The 19,622-nt window shown below is 46.4% G+C and carries 14 protein-coding genes; 8 read left to right on the top strand and 6 right to left on the bottom strand.

Translation table 11 applies throughout. From position 1 onward, the window contains the following. Positions 1-114: 114 nt before the first annotated feature. Together cpxA and OC443_RS17600 are read right to left on the bottom strand one after the other, a co-directional pair. On the bottom strand, positions 115-1,599 hold the full coding sequence (cpxA, locus tag OC443_RS17605) for an envelope stress sensor histidine kinase CpxA (protein ID WP_073585837.1): 1,485 nt from the start codon (positions 1,597-1,599) through the stop codon (positions 115-117). Further along, positions 1,599-2,291: a response regulator gene (locus tag OC443_RS17600; RefSeq protein ID WP_073585838.1), complete on the bottom strand. Its 693-nt coding sequence runs from the start codon at positions 2,289-2,291 to the stop codon at positions 1,599-1,601. The genes cpxA and OC443_RS17600 overlap by 1 nt, the downstream gene beginning before the upstream one ends. A 230-nt stretch (positions 2,292-2,521) precedes the next feature. Here OC443_RS17600 and OC443_RS17595 point away from each other — a divergent pair, with 230 nt between their 5' ends. From OC443_RS17595 to pfkA, 3 genes are all read left to right on the top strand, one after another. Then, complete coding sequence (locus OC443_RS17595; RefSeq protein WP_159440373.1) at positions 2,522-3,088, top strand: Spy/CpxP family protein refolding chaperone; 567 nt, start codon at positions 2,522-2,524, stop codon at positions 3,086-3,088. A 168-nt stretch (positions 3,089-3,256) separates the two neighbouring features. Continuing rightward, positions 3,257-4,165, top strand: coding sequence for a CDF family cation-efflux transporter FieF (fieF, locus tag OC443_RS17590; protein ID WP_073585840.1), 909 nt, complete (start codon positions 3,257-3,259; stop codon positions 4,163-4,165). 689 nt (positions 4,166-4,854) lie between these two features. Further along, complete coding sequence (gene pfkA / locus OC443_RS17585; protein ID WP_073585841.1) at positions 4,855-5,817, top strand: 6-phosphofructokinase; 963 nt, start codon at positions 4,855-4,857, stop codon at positions 5,815-5,817. Between the two features lie 115 nt (positions 5,818-5,932). On the opposite strand, the gene glpX is transcribed toward pfkA, so the two are convergent. Beyond that, entirely contained in the window at positions 5,933-6,940 is a 1,008-nt protein-coding gene (gene glpX / locus OC443_RS17580; RefSeq protein ID WP_073585842.1) for a class II fructose-bisphosphatase, read from the bottom strand. A 321-nt stretch (positions 6,941-7,261) separates the two neighbouring features. Between glpX and zapB the strand changes: the two genes are divergently transcribed. After that, positions 7,262-7,504, top strand: coding sequence for a cell division protein ZapB (gene zapB / locus OC443_RS17575; RefSeq protein ID WP_073585857.1), 243 nt, complete (start codon positions 7,262-7,264; stop codon positions 7,502-7,504). A 98-nt stretch (positions 7,505-7,602) separates the two neighbouring features. Here the strand turns inward: zapB and metF are convergent, their stop codons facing one another. From metF to OC443_RS17560, 3 genes are all read right to left on the bottom strand, one after another. Further along, positions 7,603-8,499 (bottom strand): methylenetetrahydrofolate reductase, encoded by an 897-nt coding sequence (gene metF / locus OC443_RS17570; protein ID WP_073585843.1) that lies wholly within the window; start codon positions 8,497-8,499, stop codon positions 7,603-7,605. A gap of 405 nt (positions 8,500-8,904) precedes the next feature. Beyond that, positions 8,905-11,313 carry a bifunctional aspartate kinase/homoserine dehydrogenase II gene (locus tag OC443_RS17565; RefSeq protein WP_073585844.1) on the bottom strand — a complete coding sequence of 803 codons (2,409 nt, stop codon included), beginning with the start codon at positions 11,311-11,313 and terminating at the stop codon, positions 8,905-8,907. Next, on the bottom strand, positions 11,313-12,479 hold the full coding sequence (locus tag OC443_RS17560; protein WP_073585845.1) for an O-succinylhomoserine (thiol)-lyase: 1,167 nt from the start codon (positions 12,477-12,479) through the stop codon (positions 11,313-11,315). Before OC443_RS17560 ends, OC443_RS17565 begins: the two co-directional genes overlap by 1 nt. Before the next feature lie 281 nt (positions 12,480-12,760). On the opposite strand from OC443_RS17560, the gene metJ reads away from it, so the two are divergent. The 4 genes from metJ (at position 12,761) to OC443_RS17540 (ending at position 19,409) form a co-directional block, all read left to right on the top strand. Then, positions 12,761-13,087, top strand: a complete 327-nt coding sequence (metJ, locus tag OC443_RS17555) for a met regulon transcriptional regulator MetJ (protein WP_073585846.1) — start codon at positions 12,761-12,763, stop codon at positions 13,085-13,087. A gap of 402 nt (positions 13,088-13,489) precedes the next feature. Beyond that, on the top strand, positions 13,490-15,820 hold the full coding sequence (locus OC443_RS17550) for a type VI secretion system Vgr family protein (protein ID WP_073585847.1): 2,331 nt from the start codon (positions 13,490-13,492) through the stop codon (positions 15,818-15,820). A 15-nt stretch (positions 15,821-15,835) separates the two neighbouring features. After that, positions 15,836-18,493, top strand: a complete 2,658-nt coding sequence (locus tag OC443_RS17545) for a hypothetical protein (protein WP_073585848.1) — start codon at positions 15,836-15,838, stop codon at positions 18,491-18,493. Then, complete coding sequence (locus OC443_RS17540; protein WP_073585849.1) at positions 18,483-19,409, top strand: hypothetical protein; 927 nt, start codon at positions 18,483-18,485, stop codon at positions 19,407-19,409. Before OC443_RS17545 ends, OC443_RS17540 begins: the two co-directional genes overlap by 11 nt. Positions 19,410-19,622 lie beyond the last annotated feature (213 nt).

Raw genomic sequence — 19,622 nt, 5'->3', positions numbered from 1 at the left:
TACCTAAATCAGTGAAAGGTGCAGTGCTCCGTCAGATTCGTCAGATTCGGTATACCCGTTGTGTTTAAGCAGCCAACCAGCCTGAGAATGTCAGGCTGGTCAGGGACCGACAATTCAGGCTGGTTGATTCGGGTCTCTGAGCGGTAAATGAATGGTCACCATTAAGCCACCCATTGGGCTTCGGCTTGCACGGATAGAACCACTGTGCTGACGAATAGCATTTTCAGTGATTGCAAGCCCCAGTCCGGCCCCGCCGCTGTGACGATCACGAGCCTCCGATACCCGGTAAAAAGGACGGAAAATATCATCTAATTCACTTTCCGGAACGCCTTCACCATTATCTTCGACCGTGATAGTTAATTGATTGTCTGCGTCAGCGAAAGTGACCTGAATTTCATCTTTTCCGTAACAAACCGCATTCCGGGTGATATTTTCCAGCGCACTCATCAGTAACTTCGGATTTCCTGAAATCACCCGCTGGGGTATCGGGGTATATTTTAATGTTTTAGACAGCTGCTCTGCTTCAAAAATGGCGTCATCGAGTAATGTTTCCCACAGGCTTGAAAGTGGCTGCACTTCCCGTTCCATATGGCTGTTGAGCTGCATCCGGGATAGCTCTAACAGTTCTCCGATCATCTGCTCCAGACGTTGTGCTTCGGTATCAATTCGTTCCAGTTCTTTACTGTCCCCCTGTTTTCTGATCGCCAGCGCGTTTGCCATGCGCAACCGGGTTAAGGGAGAGCGTAGTTCATGGGAGATATCAGAGAGCAGACGCTGCTGGCCTGAAATCATACTGTTAACGGCTTCAACCATACGGTTAAAGCTTTGACCTGCCTGCTGGAATTCTGACGTCCCCTGTTCCAGAGATGGATCGCTGCGGAACTCTCCGCTGGCAACCCGTTGTGCAGCCTGAGCCAGACGCTGTGCCGGCTGGCTGAGCGCCCACGAAAGCCAGAGTAATAGCGGGGTGCTGATTAACATCACCATGAGCAGGAAAGAAACCGGGCTGTCCAGCAAACGGAAGATAAACGGTGGAGAATGATCGCCCACTAAAGCGACATAAAGCAATAGTTTGCTCTGCGCCAGCTCAATCGGCAAAGGACCGGAAATCACATAACGGCCATACATACGTTGCTTGGGTTGATCGATTGAATCAATAGTGGTGATAAAGTTTTTCAGCGCTTTCACCCTGAACCCCGGAAAAGGTGGCGGTGGTGGCGGTGGTTGTTGCTGAGGCGCAGCCCGTTCCGGACGCGGCCGCTTTTCTGGTGGTCTTTTTTCCGGCGGCCTTTTGTCGGATGACAAAAGATTCCCGTCAGAATCGGTCAGGAAAAAACGCATGCGCACTTTTCCGCCCGGATCTTCCACCGGCCGTGAGAGCCGGTTGAGAATCCGTGACAGGTTCAGCTCTCCGGCATATTCGAGTTCAATTGACTCTTTAATATCCATGAGATGATTGTATTCACCTGTCGATAAGTCTTTCGTTTTTCTCGGGTCGAGTGTCGGCAGTGAAAGCACGACGATTAACACCAGAAATATACTTAACCAGAAGATAGCGAAAATGCGTCCGTACAGACTGTTTAACTCAGGAAACCGCATCAATCCTCCGCAATCATTAAATATCCGCGGCCCCGCAGGGTTTTGATCCGTGGTTTTCCGTCAGGTCGTTCAGGCAATTTTTTTCTGAGATTGGAGACATGCATGTCGATGGCGCGATCAAAAGCGGCCAAACGTTTTCCGAGTACATCCATGCTCAGATTCTCCTTGGTCAGCGTTTCTCCCGGATGCTGAACGAAATGGCTGAGTAAAGCGAACTCAGTTGTTGTCAGATCGAGTAACTCACTTTTACAGTAAGCTTCCTGTTTGCCCGGATATAACCGTAAATCCTGATATTCGACTGAGTCTTTGGGTTTTTGTAAGGTGGTATGCTGTGTCCGCCGTAAAATAGCACGGATTCTGGCCAGTAATTCACGATCACTGAATGGTTTGGGTAAATAATCGTCTGCACCCAGTTCAAGGCCGATCACCCGATCAATTTCTTCTCCTTTTGCCGTCAGCATCAGTACCGGAGTCTGGCGGGTTTCACGCATTTTCTTCAGTGTTTCCGTGCCATTCATTTTTGGCATCATGACATCCAGCAAAACCAGATCGACTTTATCCAGGCTATCCAGCGCCTGAAGTCCGGCTTCGCCATCATTTGCTTCAGAAACGGTGAAACCTTCATAACTGAGCACTTCCCTCAGCAGTGAAGTGAGTTCGGTATCATCATCAATTATCAGTATGTGGGACATAGCGTTTCTCCGCTTTTTCTATTTGTTCGTCTGTACCCGGGTAATCCGCACACGATATCCTCAGGTAGTTTAAGTATATTACCTTTAAATCCGACAGAGATTGATGCCTCATTAAGCTCTTTACAATCTTTTACTGACTCTATACGTCACTTGACCAGAGAGCCGTTAAGCTTACCCCATGTCGTATGAAAAAGCTTCAATTTACCGGGGAGGAGCAAAGGATGAAAGGCATGAAGAAAGTGATATTGGCAGCGATAATTGTACCTTTGACACTGGGGAGTGTCGGCGCTTTTGCTGCGGGTGGCCAGGGTAAAAATGGTCCGTTTCGCGGCAACGGACCAGAAGAATGTGGCATTGGTGGTGAACGTGCCATGATCCGCGTCCTTGATCTGACATCGGAGCAGGTTGATAAAATTCAGGCAATTCGTAAGCAAGAACGTGAGCAAATGCGCGAAGACCGCCTATCGCAACGGAATAAGATGCGCCATTTCCGCGAAGAAATGCGGAAAATAGAACTGGCGAAGAACTTTGATGAAAAGGCCGCCAGAAAGCTTGCGAAAGAAATGACGGATACGCAAGCTGAAAGACGTCTTCAGGCGCGCATGGACAGACAGGTCAAGCAGATGCGGATGCATCATGACATCATGAAAGTGCTGACATCAGAGCAGCAGAAAAAGTGGGAAGTCATGATAGAACTTAAACCTTTCGACCATTGTAAACCACCTCGTCCGGGGAAAGGCCCGGGCCATGGCCGGTTTGGTGGTGAAGAGGGTGAGGGACGAGGTCCCCGCGGATAATCGCTGATTTTTTTCTCCTTGTTTTTTTATAACTTCAGGCAGCATTTTATGCTGCCTTTTTTTGTTGCACTTCATAGAAGTCAAATGGCATATGCTGTTGGGCGCTGCATCTTCCGGTTGTTAGGTATATAGTATTTAGCAGTATTTTGGGTTACTGAATAAAAAACTATGAATAAAGAATATGTACGTCTGGTGAGCCTGGCTGCCTGGGGCGCAACGTGTGTTGCAGTCGTCTTACTGGTGATGAAGGTGATGGCATGGTGGCTGACCGGCTCCGTCAGCCTGCTGGCTTCACTGATTGATTCCTTGCTGGATATTGCTGCATCTGTCGTTAATCTGATTGTGGTTCGTTATGCTCTGCAACCAGCCGATCGGGAACATACATTCGGCCATGGTAAGGCTGAGTCGCTTGCCGCACTGGCACAGGCCATGTTTGTTTCCGGTTCTGCCTGTTTTCTGATCCTGAACGGGATTGATCGTTTTTTCCGTCCTCACGAACTGCAGTCTCCTGAATTTGGTATTTATGTCAGTGTGATCGCGTTGATCATTACCTTTGGTCTGGTGCTGTTCCAGAAGTATGTAGTGCGTAAGACCGGTAGTCAGGCGATTGCTGCAGACTCATTGCACTATCAGTCTGATTTATGGATGAATGCTGTCATCATTCTGGCTTTAGGACTGAGCTGGCTGGGATTGGGTCAGGCGGATTCTGTTTTTGCGATTGGGATTGGCGTGTTTATTCTCGTTAGTGCTTTCAAGATCGTTTACGGAGCGATACAAACATTATTAGATCGTAAATTACCGGATGAAGAGATTGCGCAGATTCGACAGTTAAGCCTGTCGGTGGATGGTGTCTTAGGGCTGCATGGTGTCAGAACCCGAATGTCTGGTCCGGTGCGGTTTATTCAGCTGCATCTGGAGCTGGATGACCATTTACCGTTGATTGATGCCCATGGTATTTCCGATCAGGTGGAAGCGCTTCTGGTGAAACATTTCCCGGGCGCCGATGTATTAGTTCACCATGATCCATATTCAGTTGTTCTTGGGGCTGAAGAAGAACAAAAACTGAATGGCTGGTAATCTATCTTCAGGTTGTTTGGGTATATACCCAAACAACCTGAAGATACAGGGTTCAGTGAGATTTGTCTGGCTTTGAGACAAGGCACTGATTTGAAAACATAGCCATTCTACGTTGAAAATCAGTCACGCTGTATCAAAGCCAGACAAACTCACCCGCAGGGCGTGAGCTGAAAGGCACATTTCTGCGTCAAGAGAATTTGAAAGGTGGGGACATTCCTGCATTCCCTTTCCTTGAACTGCACCTTTCGGCTGCACGCTGAATCATGCATCTTCAGGCTGCTTGGGTATATACAGTTAATTCGCATCGAAAAACAGTTTTTTATAATCGCTAAATATGTTTCTCCCATCCGCTTTTGAACACCGGATAAATTGAGATTTATCCGGCTTTTCCTCCTTTGAAACCGTCATATCCCTGTCAGAAGCATGAAATAATTTCTGTTTATTCTGATATGAATCAACAACGACCTTTTATAAAGTTGTAATACTTCGCACAATTAAGACTTAATCTTCGATGCAAAAAAAGAGTAAAATAATATACCCAGGCCACCTTAAGGTGCGGTTTTAGTGAGAATGACCGGGTATAGACTAAGCTGAAAGAGAGTCATATCTGAAGATACTTTCTGTGTGCCGGATATTGGGTAGGCAGAGACATAATTTATAGCAATAATTTTAAGATTCAGAGGGTAAACATGATTAAGAAAATCGGGATACTGACAAGTGGTGGTGATGCACCCGGAATGAATGCAGCGATCCGGGGCGTCGTTCGTACAGCTTTAGGTGCTGATCTGGAAATTTATGGCATCTATGACGGTTATCTGGGACTTTATGAGGACCGGATCGTCAAACTGGATCGCTCCAGTGTGTCTGATGTGATTAACCGTGGCGGTACATTTCTTGGTTCAGCGCGTTTTCCTGAATTTAAAGAAGTTGAAGTGCGCGAAAAAGCGATTGAAAATCTGAAAAAACATGGCATTGAAGCATTAGTCGTGATTGGTGGTGACGGTTCCTACATGGGGGCGAAAAAACTCACAGAAATGGGATATCCATGTATTGGTCTGCCGGGAACTATTGATAACGATATTGCCGGAACTGACTACACTATTGGTTATCTGACCGCTTTGAACACAGTCATTGATGCGATTGATCGCCTGCGCGACACGTCTTCTTCTCACCAGCGTATTTCTATCGTTGAAATCATGGGCCGTCACTGTGGCGACCTGACTCTGATGTCTGCGATTGCCGGTGGTTGTGAATACATCATCACGCCGGAAACCGGCATGGATATGGATGAACTGATTTCTAATCTTCAGGACGGTATCTCAAAAGGTAAAAAGCATGCGATTATCGCGCTGACTGAGTTGATGATGGATGCGAATGAACTGGCGAAGAAAATAGAATCAGCGACAGGCCGCGAAACGCGGGCTACAGTGCTGGGCCATATTCAGCGCGGCGGGCGTCCGACAGCCTTTGACCGTGTTCTGGCTTCACGGATGGGGAACTATGCAGTTCAGTTATTGCTGGAAGGTCATGGTGGCCGCTGTGTTGGTATTCAGAGAGAAGAGCTGGTTCATCATGACATTATCGACGCGATTGAAAATATGAAGCGTCCGGTACGCCATGACTTGTATAAGGTTGCTCAGGAGCTGTTCTGATTTGCCATAAATGGCGAATCAGTTTTGAAATATTGCGCGATCACTCAAATTGATTCGTCATGTTTGTCAGCAGTAAAAAAGACCGCTTTTGCGGTCTTTTTTATGTATGAAAACGTTACAGAATAATGCTTCTTTCTTCCGGGTCTTTCCGGTCAAGATAATGGGTTGATTTGATCCGGCGAATCGTCCGGCAGCGACCACGAATCAGCAAGGTTTCTGTGGTCGCTATATTGCCCTGACGGGTTACACCATCAAGCAGATCGCCCTTGGTAATGCCGGTTGCGGCGAAGACAACATTATCACTGCTGACCATATCTTCCATTTTCAGCACCACATTCGGGGTGACTCCCATTTCTTTACAGCGGTTCATTTCCTGACTGCCGATGATCCGGTTTTCATCCGACTCACCTTTCACATCCTGACGAAGCAGCAAACGGCCATGCATATCGCCATCCAGAGCGCGAATAACCGCAGCAGAGACAATGCCTTCCGGTGCGCCGCCGATACAGTACATCGCATCCACTTCACTGTCTGGCATGCAGGTCAGAATCGAAGCTGCCACATCGCCATCCGGCACAGCAAACACTTTGATTCCCATCTCCTGCATGGTTTGGATGACTTTGTCATGGCGAGGCTTCGCCAATGTAATCACAACCAGGGCATCAAGAGGTTTACCCAAAGCTTTGGCAATATTGTTCAGGTTTTCTTCCAAAGGCAGGTGCAGATCGATGCAGCCTTTCGCACCGGGGCCAACGACCAGCTTTTCCATATACATATCCGGCGCTTTCAGAAAGCAGCCTTTATCTGCTGCTGCAAGTACAGACAGCGCATTTGACTGGCCCATCGCCGTCATACGGGTGCCTTCAATCGGATCGACCGCGATATCAACTTCATCACCACCTGCGCCGACTTTTTCCCCGATGAACAGCATCGGCGCCTCATCGATTTCTCCTTCACCGATAACGATTTCACCAGTAATTTCAGTTTTATTCAAAAGGCTGCGCATGACTTCTACTGCTGCACCGTCTGCTGCATTTTTATCACCGCGCCCAAGCCATTTATAACCGGCCAGCGCTGCACCTTCCGTGACCCGGGAAAATGCCATTGCTAAATCGCGTTTCATGAGAACTCCATAAGTTACGTACACCGAGGTATGGGGCGGATTCTATCACATCCGCTAAAAAATCACGGCAGTTTCTTATACTCAGGTCATCTGAACCCTGCATCTTGAGGTCATTTGGATATATAAGTTAGCATGCATATTATTATGGTGTTGATGGGCCGGTGACATCAGGTGGCGGTAAAAAAGTTAGTTTATTGTCAAATCACGTTTCTTTTTTAAGCGAACAGTATAAATATTTCATGATAAGGCGTGTGTATGGTACAAGGGCTGAGTAGAATAGAGCAGTTTTTAAGTATCGGACCATATAGGATATTACTGGATATGTCGTTTGAAGTATTAGAAAAGTTAGAAGCAAAAGTTCAGGCAGCTGTAGACACCATTACTTTGCTTCAGATGGAAGTAGAAGAGCTGAAAGAAGAAAAGCAAAAGCTGGTTGAAGAAGCCAGCGGGCTGAAAGCTGAAAAAGAGCAGCTGGAACAGCGGGTGCAGGACGTTCAGAAAGAGCAAACAGCGTGGCAGGAACGCATCCGTGGTTTGCTTGGAAAAATGGAAGATGTCGAGTAACGGTTTCAGTCACTCATCCGGTCAGATCGCTTATGCCGGCAAGGCGCCGGCATTTCTTTGATTGAAAAATCTTATCAATCAGGGAAGAGGTTATGGTTTCAGACCGTTTGTACCGGTCTCACTCCCAGTGTATGACAGAGAGCGTAAGTCATTTCAGCACGGTTCAGTGTATAGAAATGGAAATCTTTCACACCTTCCCGGCTCAGCACACGAATCATATCAATTGCCTGACTGGCGCCAACCAGCTGTCTGGTGGTCGGGTCATCATCCAGCCCTTCAAATTGTTTTGCCATCCAGCCCGGTACTTTGACATGGTTCATGGCGGCAAAACGCGATGCCTGTTTGAAGTTACTGACCGGAAGAATGCCTGGTACAATTTCCACATCGATCCCGGCTGCAACGCAGCGATCCCGGAAGCGCAGATAACATTCAATATCAAAGAAAAACTGAGTAATCGCACGGTTTGCACCGGCTTCAATTTTGCGCTTGAGGTTAAGTAAATCCGCCTGCGCACTTTTCGCCTCAGGGTGTACCTCAGGAAAAGCCGCCACTGAGATATCGAAATCATGACGTTCTTTCAGCAATGTGACCAAATCAGAAGCATACATATCCGGGTGACCGCCGCCCGGCGGAATATCACCACGCAGTGCCACAATGTTGTGAATCCCGTTTTCCCAGTAATCATCCGCAATATGGATCAGTTCTTCACGGCTGGCATCAATACAGGTTAAGTGCGGCGCAGCAACCAGGCCTGTCTGAGATTTAATCTCTTTAATGATCGAATGAGTTCTGTCCCGCTCACCTGAGTTTGCGCCATAAGTGACGGAAACAAATTTGGGTTGTAAATCTTTCAGCCGGTGAACAGAGTTCCACAGCGTTTCTTCCATTTTCGGTGTGCTGGGCGGAAAAAATTCAAATGACACATTGATGTCATCAGACAGCTCTGCAATATTCTGGTTGAGCGCATCAATATGGCTCGCATGTGAGTATCCCATCTTCCTCTCCCCTTGATGATGGACTGCATCTGTCGTCTTTTTACGTTTAGACGTCTATATGTCCAGATATTCTCTTGAAACACTTCTCATGTCAACGCGAGCAACCTGAAATAAATTCATGTTGATAGTGAGTATTTTTCAACCAGAAATGCTACGGACGCAGGTGATTGATATATATGATTATAGAGCTGATGTGATGTTTTTTGTACGAAACAGCCATGCCCTTGTAATTTGTTACACCAGACATATCCAGATGATCAATTTATTTTTCAGATGAGTATCAGATGGAGCAAAAAAGGAAAACCGGCATAAAAAAGGCGCTGTGATGACAGCGCCAGAATTGAAATGCTTATCAGTGATTCAGGGAGTGAATTCACCTCACAGACGATTCAATCACCTCAAAGACTAAAGCAGCCCCGAAAGCAGATTAATATCAGACTGAATGGCACCGGCAGTGACATCCCGCCCGGCACCCGGACCACGAATCACCAGCGGATTATCTTTATACCATTTACTTTCTATGGCAAAAATGTTGTCACATGGCAACAGGTTAGCCAGCGCGTGTTCCTGCGGCAGCGCTTCGATACCCACACTTGCTTTACCTGATTTTTCGAGCCTTGCGACATATCGCAGTACCTTATCTTCTTTACGTGCTTTTTCCAGACGCTGGGAAAGCTGTTCATCCAGCAGGGAGCCTTTATCCAGAAAATCATCCAGAGAAAGTGCAGCCAGTTCGTCCGGCACCAGCGACTCGACCACAACCTGATCCGGTTCAATCTCCAGTCCGGATTCACGCGCCAGAATCACCAGTTTTCTCATCACATCAGAACCGTCCAGATCATTACGCGGGTCTGGTTCGGTTAAGCCTTGCTGCCATGCCTGATCGATCAGCTCATTAAACGGAATCATACCGTTATATTGCTGGAACAGCCAGGATAAGGTACCGGAGAAGATACCGGAAAGCGCAGTAATCTCATCACCGCTTTCCCTTAAATCCCGGACCGTATGATTGATTGGCAGTCCGGCCCCTACGGTTGCATTGTAAAACCAGTGACGACTGATTTTTGAAAATGCTTCCTTGACCTGATAGTAATAGTCACTGCTTGCTGAGCCAGCCACTTTATTGGCTGAAATCAGATGCATTCCCTGACCGGCGATGTCAAGATACTGCTCAGCCAGCTTTTTACTTGCCGTGACATCCAGCACAATCACATCGTCATAGTTTTTGAGTTGTCCCAGTCTTGAAAGCCACTCATCATCTTCATACGAAACTGCTTGTTCGCTGAAGCGGGCTTCAGCCTGAACCGGATCAATCCCTTCTTCATCAAGCCAGTATTCCTGACTGGAAACAATCGCGACCAGCTCAAAATTCATTTCCCGGCGTTTTTCCAGCTCTGCTTTCTGTTCAGCAAATAATTTCAGCCAGCTGGCACCGATATTTCCTTTACCACACAGTGCAAGTGCCACACGCTTATGTGCCTGAAACATCTGAGAGTGCAGGGCAGTCAGCAACGGCTGAAGCGGGGTTTGACGGAGAATTGCCACCAGACTGAGTTCAGATTCCGGTGTATCAATAAATTCCAGTGAAGACTGTTTAATCTGCTGATAAAAACCGAAACTATGGTTGGCATTTTTAGTGATTCCGGCGCCAACCGCCGCGACCATAGAATAACCACCCTTGATATAAAATTCAGCGTCAGCAATATTTGCCTGAAGGCAGCTCATCGCATCTTTGGCGATCTCTGCCGTATAGGCCAGACGTATCCGGCTGTGTTCTTCCTGCAATTCCACGGCCAGTGGTATCAGCTGTTCCCGCTTCAGCAGCTCAGTGACCTGTAGTTGCTGGCGGCTGAAATCATGCCCTTGTCTAAAGTGCACTTCCAGCAGCAGTACATCTTCCAGCGAGGTAATAATTTTGGCGCCCCGGCCTGAGGCCAGAATCCGCTCAATATGGGTTGAACCGGACTCGGGCTGATAACTGCAACGCAGATGGAGATCAATCGAACTCTGGGCAACCGGCTGTAACGTCCGGCTGTGCAGGACTGGTGCCGCCAGACGTGCCAGTTCACTGGCTTCATCCAGACGCAGTAAAGGCAGCAGGCAGGCATCTTCAACCACACGGGGATCGGCGCTGTACACACCGGCCACATCACTCCAGATCGTGACCCGCTCAACCTCTGCCAGTGCACCGATAATCGTGGCTGAATAATCAGAACCATTGCGTCCCAGCAAGACCGTTTTGCCATCATCATTCTGGGCGGTAAAGCCGGTGAAAATGACCCGCTGGTGAGCATTCTGAGCCAGAATCTCCTGCAATAACGGGTAAGATTTTGCCCGATCAACTTCAGGTTGTGCTCCCGCATGAGCTCTCAGGAAGGTGCGGGCATCCTGTGCAATGGCAACCAGACCCTGCTGATTGAGCAGGGCCGCCATAATTCTGGACGACCATGATTCTCCGTGCGCCAGAATCGCATTACGCTCATATTCCTCCAGCGGCGCTGTCAGAGAATCAAGATAACTGATTTCATCACTCAGTTGGGCCGCTAATGCCTGCGCGACTTCACCATCCAGTAAGTCATTGATTAAATGAAGCTGGAACTGGCGAATATCATTGAGAATCGCATGAGCTTCATGGGGTGATGAAAGTGAGTCCACAAAGGCAATCAGATTATTGGTTGTTTTTCCTGCTGCGGAAACAACAACGAGGTCATGACTTTGTGAATACTCTTTGAGAATCGTTGCAACACGACGATAACACTCCGGATTGGCAAGACTGCTGCCACCAAACTTGTGGAGCTGACGTGGTGTAACCATTAATTTTCCTCCTGCGCGTGGGTAAAGGCCTGTTCCAGATCGGCGATCAGGTCATCGGCATCCTCAAGGCCGACTGATAAACGCAATAATTGCTGTGAGATACCTGCGTTCACCAGTGCTTCATCATCCATGGCCCGGTGAGTCATCGATGCCGGATGACAAATCAGGCTTTCAACGCCACCCAATGATTCTGCCAGTGAGAACAGTTGCAGTTGGCTGACGAACTTCTGTAACCGGGCGTAACTGCCAGCAAACTCGAAGCTTAGCATTGAACCAAAGCCTTTTTGTTGCTTTTTCGCAATTTCATGTCCCGGATGCGTCGGTAAGCTTGGATGATACACTGTTCCGACCATCTTGTGCGACAGAAGATAGCTGAGAATTTTTTGTGAATTTTCTTCATGACTACGCATCCGCGCACCCAGTGTCCGGATGCCCCGGAGAGTTAAATAGCTGTCAAATGGTGTGCCGGAAGCGCCGATACAGTTTGCCCACCAGGCGAGCGTTTCTGCATCCTCCGCAGTTTTACTGATAATCACGCCACCCAGCACATCAGAGTGACCATTGATATATTTGGTGGTGGAGTGAATCACAAAGTCTGCGCCAAGAGAGATAGGTTGCTGGTATACCGGTGACAGGAAGGTATTATCCACCGCGACCATGGCACCCACAGCGTCTGCCTTCCGGCAGACTTTTTCGATATCCACAACCCTGACCAGCGGATTGGAAGGGGTTTCCAGCAAAATCAGTTTGGGTTTGAGTGCGATAGCTTCCTCAAGTGCCGCTTCGTCACACAGATCAACAAACTTCACCTTAAAATCACCTTTCAGTGCCCGGTTATGGAACAGCCGGTAGGTGCCGCCATAACAATCATGCGGCGCAATTAACAGCTCTCCGGGGTTGAGAAATGCGGATACCCATAAATTCAAAGCGGCGGTACCGCAGTTCGTAATCACTGCACCCTGACCGCCTTCCAGCTCATACAGTGCCTGTTCCAGCAGTCCGCGGTTCGGATTACCTGAACGGGTATAATCATATTCCGGGACTTCGCCAAAAGCCGGAAACCCATAATTGGTTGAGAGATAAATTGGCGGAACAACAGCATGGTATTGGGTGTCAGACTCAATGCCGGTCCGGACTGCAATGGTGGCTGGCTTGCGTGTGCTCATAGCGGATTCCTTTCTTTTCGTGAAAGCTGCTTATCAAGGCATCATAGTGGTTTATTGTGATGTCTGCATACTTTACTGATATGACATTGAGACGTCAATACATCCAGATGGCTATATGTCTTTGCTTGTAGCAGTAAATAAAGCTAGAATGTTGGCTCGGCGATATGCCTGAGCATGTAATTCCCTATACTTTACGGGGACAATGATTGATACGATACCTGAAAGAAACCAGCGTTACTGCTTTATCACGGGTATCAGCAAGACAGAAATGAGGATAAGTGATGGCAGACTGGAATGGTGAATATATCAGTCCTTATGCGGAACACGGAAAAAAGAGCGAGCAGGTGAAGAAAATCACGGTGTCGATTCCGTTGAAAGTGCTGAAAGTACTCACCGATGAACGGACCCGCCGGCAGATTAATAATCTGCGCCATGCGACCAACAGTGAGCTCTTGTGTGAAGCCTTTCTGCATGCGTATACCGGGCAGCCGCTGCCAACGGATGAGGATCTGAGAAAAGACCGTCCGGATGATATTCCCGCAGAAGCGAAAGCAATCATGACCGCGATGGGCATTGAGTTTGAAGCCTATGACGAAGAAGAGTGCTGATTTCCGCTTTACCTGATTTCCTTTCTGAATGCTGACACCTGAATCGTTGATTCAGGTGTTTTATTATGTCGTCATCCCCTTATTCTGTTGCTCTGGATTGTTCATTAAACAACCAGCTCTATTGATTCATCTTGAAATAACAAAAAAACACACCAATAAATGGAATTAACATCACTTTTTTGTTGTTCCGTTAGCCGCTTTTTTCTCAATGCCCGTGTGCGAACAAATATGAAACAGTATCATAGTCTTCTGCCGTTATACGTAAGCAATTTGAACATTGTTTTTCAGGTAATTTACGTATAACAATCATATTCGGGTGGCCTGTATACCGCCGTTTCAGTGCGCCCGGTGACAGCTGGTTCAGCTAAATAACAAGAATCTTAAGAAATAAGGTAATCAATTATGTCTGGGTTAGGTTTTCGTCTTACCATCGACGGGGTGGAAGATGACACGCTGGTCGTGCGTGATTTTCAGGGCACCGATGCCATTTCTGCCGGAGCAGACGGACTGGGTAATCCGGTGTACGGGTATCGTTATCATATCAATATTGCCAGTCGCAGCGCGGGGCTGACGGCGGTGCAGATGGTGGACCACACCGCGTTGCTGGAAGTGATCCGCGATGGTTTTGTGCTCCAGCGGGTGCACGGTATTATCCGTAACTTCAGCCGGGGCGATACCGGCCATCATCACTCGTTCTATTCCCTGACGCTGGTGCCGTCTTTAGAGCGCTTAGCACTGCGCCGCAACAGCCGCAGTTTTCAGGATTTAACCGTGCCGGAAATCCTTTCTATCCTGATGAAAGAGATGGAGATCAATGACTACATTGATGGCATCAAACGTACCTGCGCTAAACGTGAATTCTGCGTTCAGTACCGCGAGAGTGATCTGGAATTCTTCCACCGGCTGGCGGCTGAAGAAGGGATCATGTACACCTTTATCCATCAGGCGGACAAACATATTCTGCTGCTGACCGATGATCCGGAAGGTTTCCCGACCCGTGATGAACCGGTGCTGTATAACAACCTCTCCGGTGGCAGCAGTGATTTACCTTATATTTCGTCGCTGTCTGAGCATTATCAGTCTGAATCCAACAAGATTCAGATGCAGGATTACAGCTTTAAAAAGCCCGGCTACAGCTTTAAGCAGACGGTTGAAGCGGTGAATATCAACCAGCTGGAAACCTATGAATACTTCGACCATCCCGGCCGGTTTAAAGACGACGGCAACGGCAAAGCGTATACCCAAATCCGCCTCGATGCCCTGCGGCGGGAATATCACACCGCGACCGGCAAAAGTGACCAGCCACGGCTTCAGGCCGGGCTGCATTTTTATGTCGGTGACCACTTTGACCCGGCGATGAACCGGGACTGGATTGTGGTCTGCTCAAGCCATCAGGGCAGCCAGCCGCAGGCGCTGGAAGAAGGCAGCAGCGCCGGTGCCACCACTTACGCCAACCAGTTTAAACTGATCACCGGTGATAAAGTCTGGCGGGCGATGCCACAGCCGAAACCTCAGGTCGATGGCCCGTGTGTCGCGACTGTGGTTGGCCCGGATGGTGAAGAGATTTACTGTGATGAATTTGGCCGGGTGAAACTGCATTTTCCGTGGGACAGATACAGCAACACCGATGATAAAAGCTCGTGCTGGATCCGGGTGTCGCAGGGTTGGGCGGGGCCGCAATACGGCACGGTGATGATCCCGCGGATCGGGCATGAAGTGATTGTCTCCTTCCTCAACGGCGATCCGGACCAGCCGATTGTGACCGGCAGAACCTATCACGCCAGCAATAAAGCGCCGTATGCATTGCCGGATAACAAAACCAAAACCGTACTACGCACTGAAACCCATCAGGGCGAAGGCTATAACGAGCTGAGCTTTGAAGACCAGTCCGGCAGCGAGCAGATCTTTATCCACGGCCAGAAAGATGCTGACCTCATCACCGAGAATGATGAAATTCATCATGTGAAAAACGACCGGCATCTGACGATTGAAAACAACCGCTGGACGCACATTAAAAAAGACAGCCACTTAACCGTGGAAGAAGAAACCCGCGAGAAAATCACCGGTAATCAGAGCCTGGTGATTGACGGTGACATGCATATCAAAGCCGGAAAAGTGTGGGTCAATGAAACCGGCACAGAAGTACACATCAAGGCGGGTGAAACCGTGGTGCTGGAGGCTGGCAACGAGCTGACCCTGAAAGCCGGTGGCAGTTTCGTCAAAGTCGATCCGGGCGGTGTATCGCTTAAAGGTGCAAAAATCGGCCTGAACTCCGGCGGCAGCGCAGGCAGTGGCAGCGGCTATGCCGGTGAAGATGCGGAACTACCGGCTGAGCTGGAATACATCAAAGGCCCGAAAAGCGCCAAAGGGGGCGGCGGTGGCGGCGCAGACCCAAGCGGCTCCGGCGGCGGCAGTGCAGGCAGCGGTGCGATTGAGCAGACCAACGGTGGCGGTGGTGGAGGCGGCGGCGCTGGTGGTGGCGGTGGTGGTTCATCATCCGGTGGTGCGGGTGGTGGTTCAGCTGCTGCTGCTTCTGGCGGCGGTGGTTCGTCATCCGGTAGTAGCGCAGGTGGTTCCGGCAGTTCAGCCGCAAGCAGTGCAGCTGGCGCAGCCTCATCTGCAGCCCAGTCCGGAGCATCTGAGGCAGCTGGCAGTGATGCGGCTGGCACTGATGAGAATAAGAAAGAAAAAGAAGAGAAGGCTGAGTATGTGCCATATGGATTTTCAGGTTAACAGGGGTTTTGCAATATGAAATTTGTTTTTCCGATGACAAAGGACAACGGAGAAGAGTATCCGGATCAACAATCACTTGAAACTCAGCTGAAAAGGGAAAAATCCGGGCAGTTTGGTTATAACCCGAACAATAAAAGCTGGCATGGTGGTCTTCATTTTACTGAAAATAATGCGAAGTGGCTGAAAAGGCAGCAGGCTATCAGAGCAATTGCCGACGGAAAAATTGTCGCCTGCCGGATTGGGTCAGATTATCAGGTGGCAGAATTCAAAGGTCAGCAACTGACATACAGTAACGATTTTTGTTTGATTGAGCATGAGGCTGACTATAAAGAGGGTGATGTCGATAAAACCTTCACATTTTATTCGCTGTATCAACATCTTGCTCCCCATTGTGAACCACATGTTGCAATAGGGCTGGGGCGTCGCTATGTCATGACTAAAACCCGGTTTGCCCGTGCCCAGGCAGGGAAACAAGGGGAGTATGCAAAACTTGAAAAAGATGTGGTGATTGAGGAAACAGATGAAAAGCCGGTAGTGAAAGACGGGTATGAATTCCGTAAGTTTAATGTGGTCGATAATCCCGGAGATGGAAAGGGAATTGCCGATACCGGAAAAGATGTCTGGATTGCGGTCAGAGAAACGAAAAATTTATTAAAAAGATTTTCGATGAAAGAAGATACTCTATCCGGACAGTATAAGATGACCAAATCGGACAGAAATGTTCGTAAGCATGCAGGCCTGAAAGGTAGAGCTGAGACATTACCTGCTGGTGCATTGTTTGAAGTGGTGGATAAACCGGAAATAATCAAAGATGGTTATGAGTTTAGAGTAATTAGAATTGTTGATAGTAAAGGTGTATCAACTGATTTGATAAAGAATGGTTCTGAATTATGGATAGCAGTAGCATCAGGTGTTATCGGATCTGGAAATCTATTGAAGGCTTTTGCTCTTAAGCTTAAAAATGATAATGATATTACCGGGCAGTACAAGATGACTAAATCTGATAGAAATGTCCGTAAACAGGCTGGTACAGAAGGTCATGCCGAAAAGCTGCATAAGGATACAGTGATCGAAATTACAGAGACTTCGCCAGTAATTAAGAATGGTTATGAATTTTGGTCTGTAAAAATTATCGACAATAAAGGGACGAATACCACACTAGTGAAAAATGGTGCTCAGGTTTGGCTGGCGTGTCGGACCAGTAAGGAAATTTTTTCATCATTTACTACCGAAGTTTCTCCGGACTGGATGGTTGATGGTGTGATCGCAACAGTTTTCAGCAATGGACTGACAGTCCGTTCAGATCCTGATGCAACCAAAAATATTGGCGATAAGATTGCAACGGCGAAACATGGAACCCGTTTCTTTTATCAGAAGACACAACATTATGGACTATTTAACCTGAATGGTAGAAAACGTTTATTTGCCCGGTGTAAATTTGTCGATGGTGATGTCAAAACAGAAGATGGAAAAGTACTGGATGCTGGCTGGTTATGTGTTGAGTCTAAATATATTCATGTGGTTGTGGCACGTAAGCCACTAGAAATGGGGCAGTTCCATCAGCTGGGTAGTAGTTCAGCCTATACGGTTTGTGCCGGTGATCCAATCGGTTATCTGGGGCGTTACGATAAAGTTGATACCCGGCGGGAAGATTTTACCAAGCTCGGCTCTCAGATTCATTTTGAAGTTTTTTCAAAAGACAAGCCACCTGAAGGTTTCTTTAAGCTGTTCATGAATGATGAATCTGTGAAGCAGTTGAGATGGATAGAAGATAAAGATTCTGATGGTTTTGTGGACAAGCCTGATCCACCATTTTTATTTCAGGAAGTGACCCGGCTGGTCAGTGGTGGTGAAGGCGCGCAGGCATTCACGCAAGTTGAAGATGCTTTGCTGCCGTGGGACAGTTTTAAATCCATCGTGGCATACCACGAGAGTGAGTGGTATCCGAAAGCGGCAGAGAAATCATTTTTAGATGATTTTCTGGATAAATACAAACATGCGTTGATGAAAGATATCATCGAGCATGAAAAAGAGCGAATTGACCAACTGGTGTGGATGCAGGATGAAGTTAAAATTGGGTTCGGACCGTTAGTTTGGCATTGGTGGCCGGTGATGGATGTTAGGAGTTCCAATAAACTTATTTGGATCAAAAAAGTTGAACAAAAATTTGGTAGTAAAATTGCTGATGAATTTAAGCAAAAAATAATTTCGGTAGGAGAAGAGCTAGAAATTGATCCAAATTATATCATAGCTTGTATTGCTTTAGAAACAGTACAATCATTTGATCCTGCCACGAAAAATCCTGGTTCATCAGCCACTGGATTAATTCAATTTATGAAGAAAACAGCTGAGAAAGATCTAGATACAACCATAGAACAGCTAGCAAAAATGACTCATGTAGAGCAAATGGACTATGTGAAAAAATACTTTAAACTTCAAGCTAAATATGTTGGTGTACCTACGAGTAAATGGACGTTAGAAGATGTATATTTTTCTATTTTCACACCTAGTGTCATAAGAAAGTCAAATGATGATGTTATTTATTTGTCTGGTGATGAAAGATATGAAAAAAATAAATTTCATGATATTAATAAAGATAAAAAAATAACAAAAAAAGAAATTGCCCATAATATTAGAGAGTACTATCAAGCAGGATTTAAATATGAAGGTTAAGTGTTTTTTGCTATTTTTTGGATTTTTTTTCGCTTTTTTTGGTTCATATGCTTATGCTGTTGATAATATATGGACCAAGTATTATAACAATGGAATTCAGGAATATAACTTAAAAAATAATGAAGGTGATTTATTTAGCATAAGCTGTGATGAAGAAAGAACATTAGATGGTAAAGATACTAATGTTTTAATATCTGATGCTAGTGGTAATCACTATTATTCAGATAGAGATAATATTGATGTTTTGTTCCATGATAATAAATATCATATTCCATCAACATTGGAAGGTAAATCTAATCAATTGTTATGGGTTAATTTTATAAATGCTATAAAGACTAACCAACAATTTAAAGTGGTTGTTAATGACAAACATAATTATACTTTTATATCTTCAATTATGAGTACTAAAGTTATACTCAAATACTTAAGTGGGTGTAATGTTGATAATGTAAAAAATAAGACATATATTGAAAATGATTTGGAATCAAAGTCAAAAAAAGAAACTGATATAACTTCAGATGATCTGATAACACAATGGCATTCAAAATATATAGAAGGAATTGCAAAATATAATATCATGAATTATTCCGGTGATTACTTCTTTATAAATTGCGATCTTAAAAGTGACAATGATAGTGGTAACACATACGTAACTTTTAAAGATAAAGATGGTAATGAATTTAGTTCCAAAGATGATAAAAATGAAATAACAATATTAATTAATGGAATTGCCTATTGGATTCCTCCAGTTCTTTTTGGTCGAGAAGAATGGTATAACTTTATTAACGCAATAAAAACACCATATAAATTCAAGGTATATATTAACAATATGAAAGAAGGATATGAGTTTATACCAGAATATAAAAGTGTTGATAGTGAGCTTAAATATTTGGATAAATGTAATGTTAGTTTGTGATAAAAATTTAACTTTATGAATTTATGTTGCGTTGTTGAATAAATGCTGGGAACTTTTGGTCGTTCATCGAGCGGCCTCTCCTGAGGCCAGGGTGCGAGCATACTTCGCTCGTTTCTTAACCAAGCAGTGTTCGAGCTTAAAATCTAAGTCGAATTTCCCGAAAACAGCCGAGAAAACACAAATTTTATCGTTTGATAAACGAACAATTTGTTT

Source organism: Vibrio quintilis, assembly GCF_024529975.1.
Classification (GTDB): domain Bacteria; phylum Pseudomonadota; class Gammaproteobacteria; order Enterobacterales; family Vibrionaceae; genus Vibrio; species Vibrio quintilis.
This window is presented reverse-complemented; position numbering and strand designations above follow the sequence as displayed.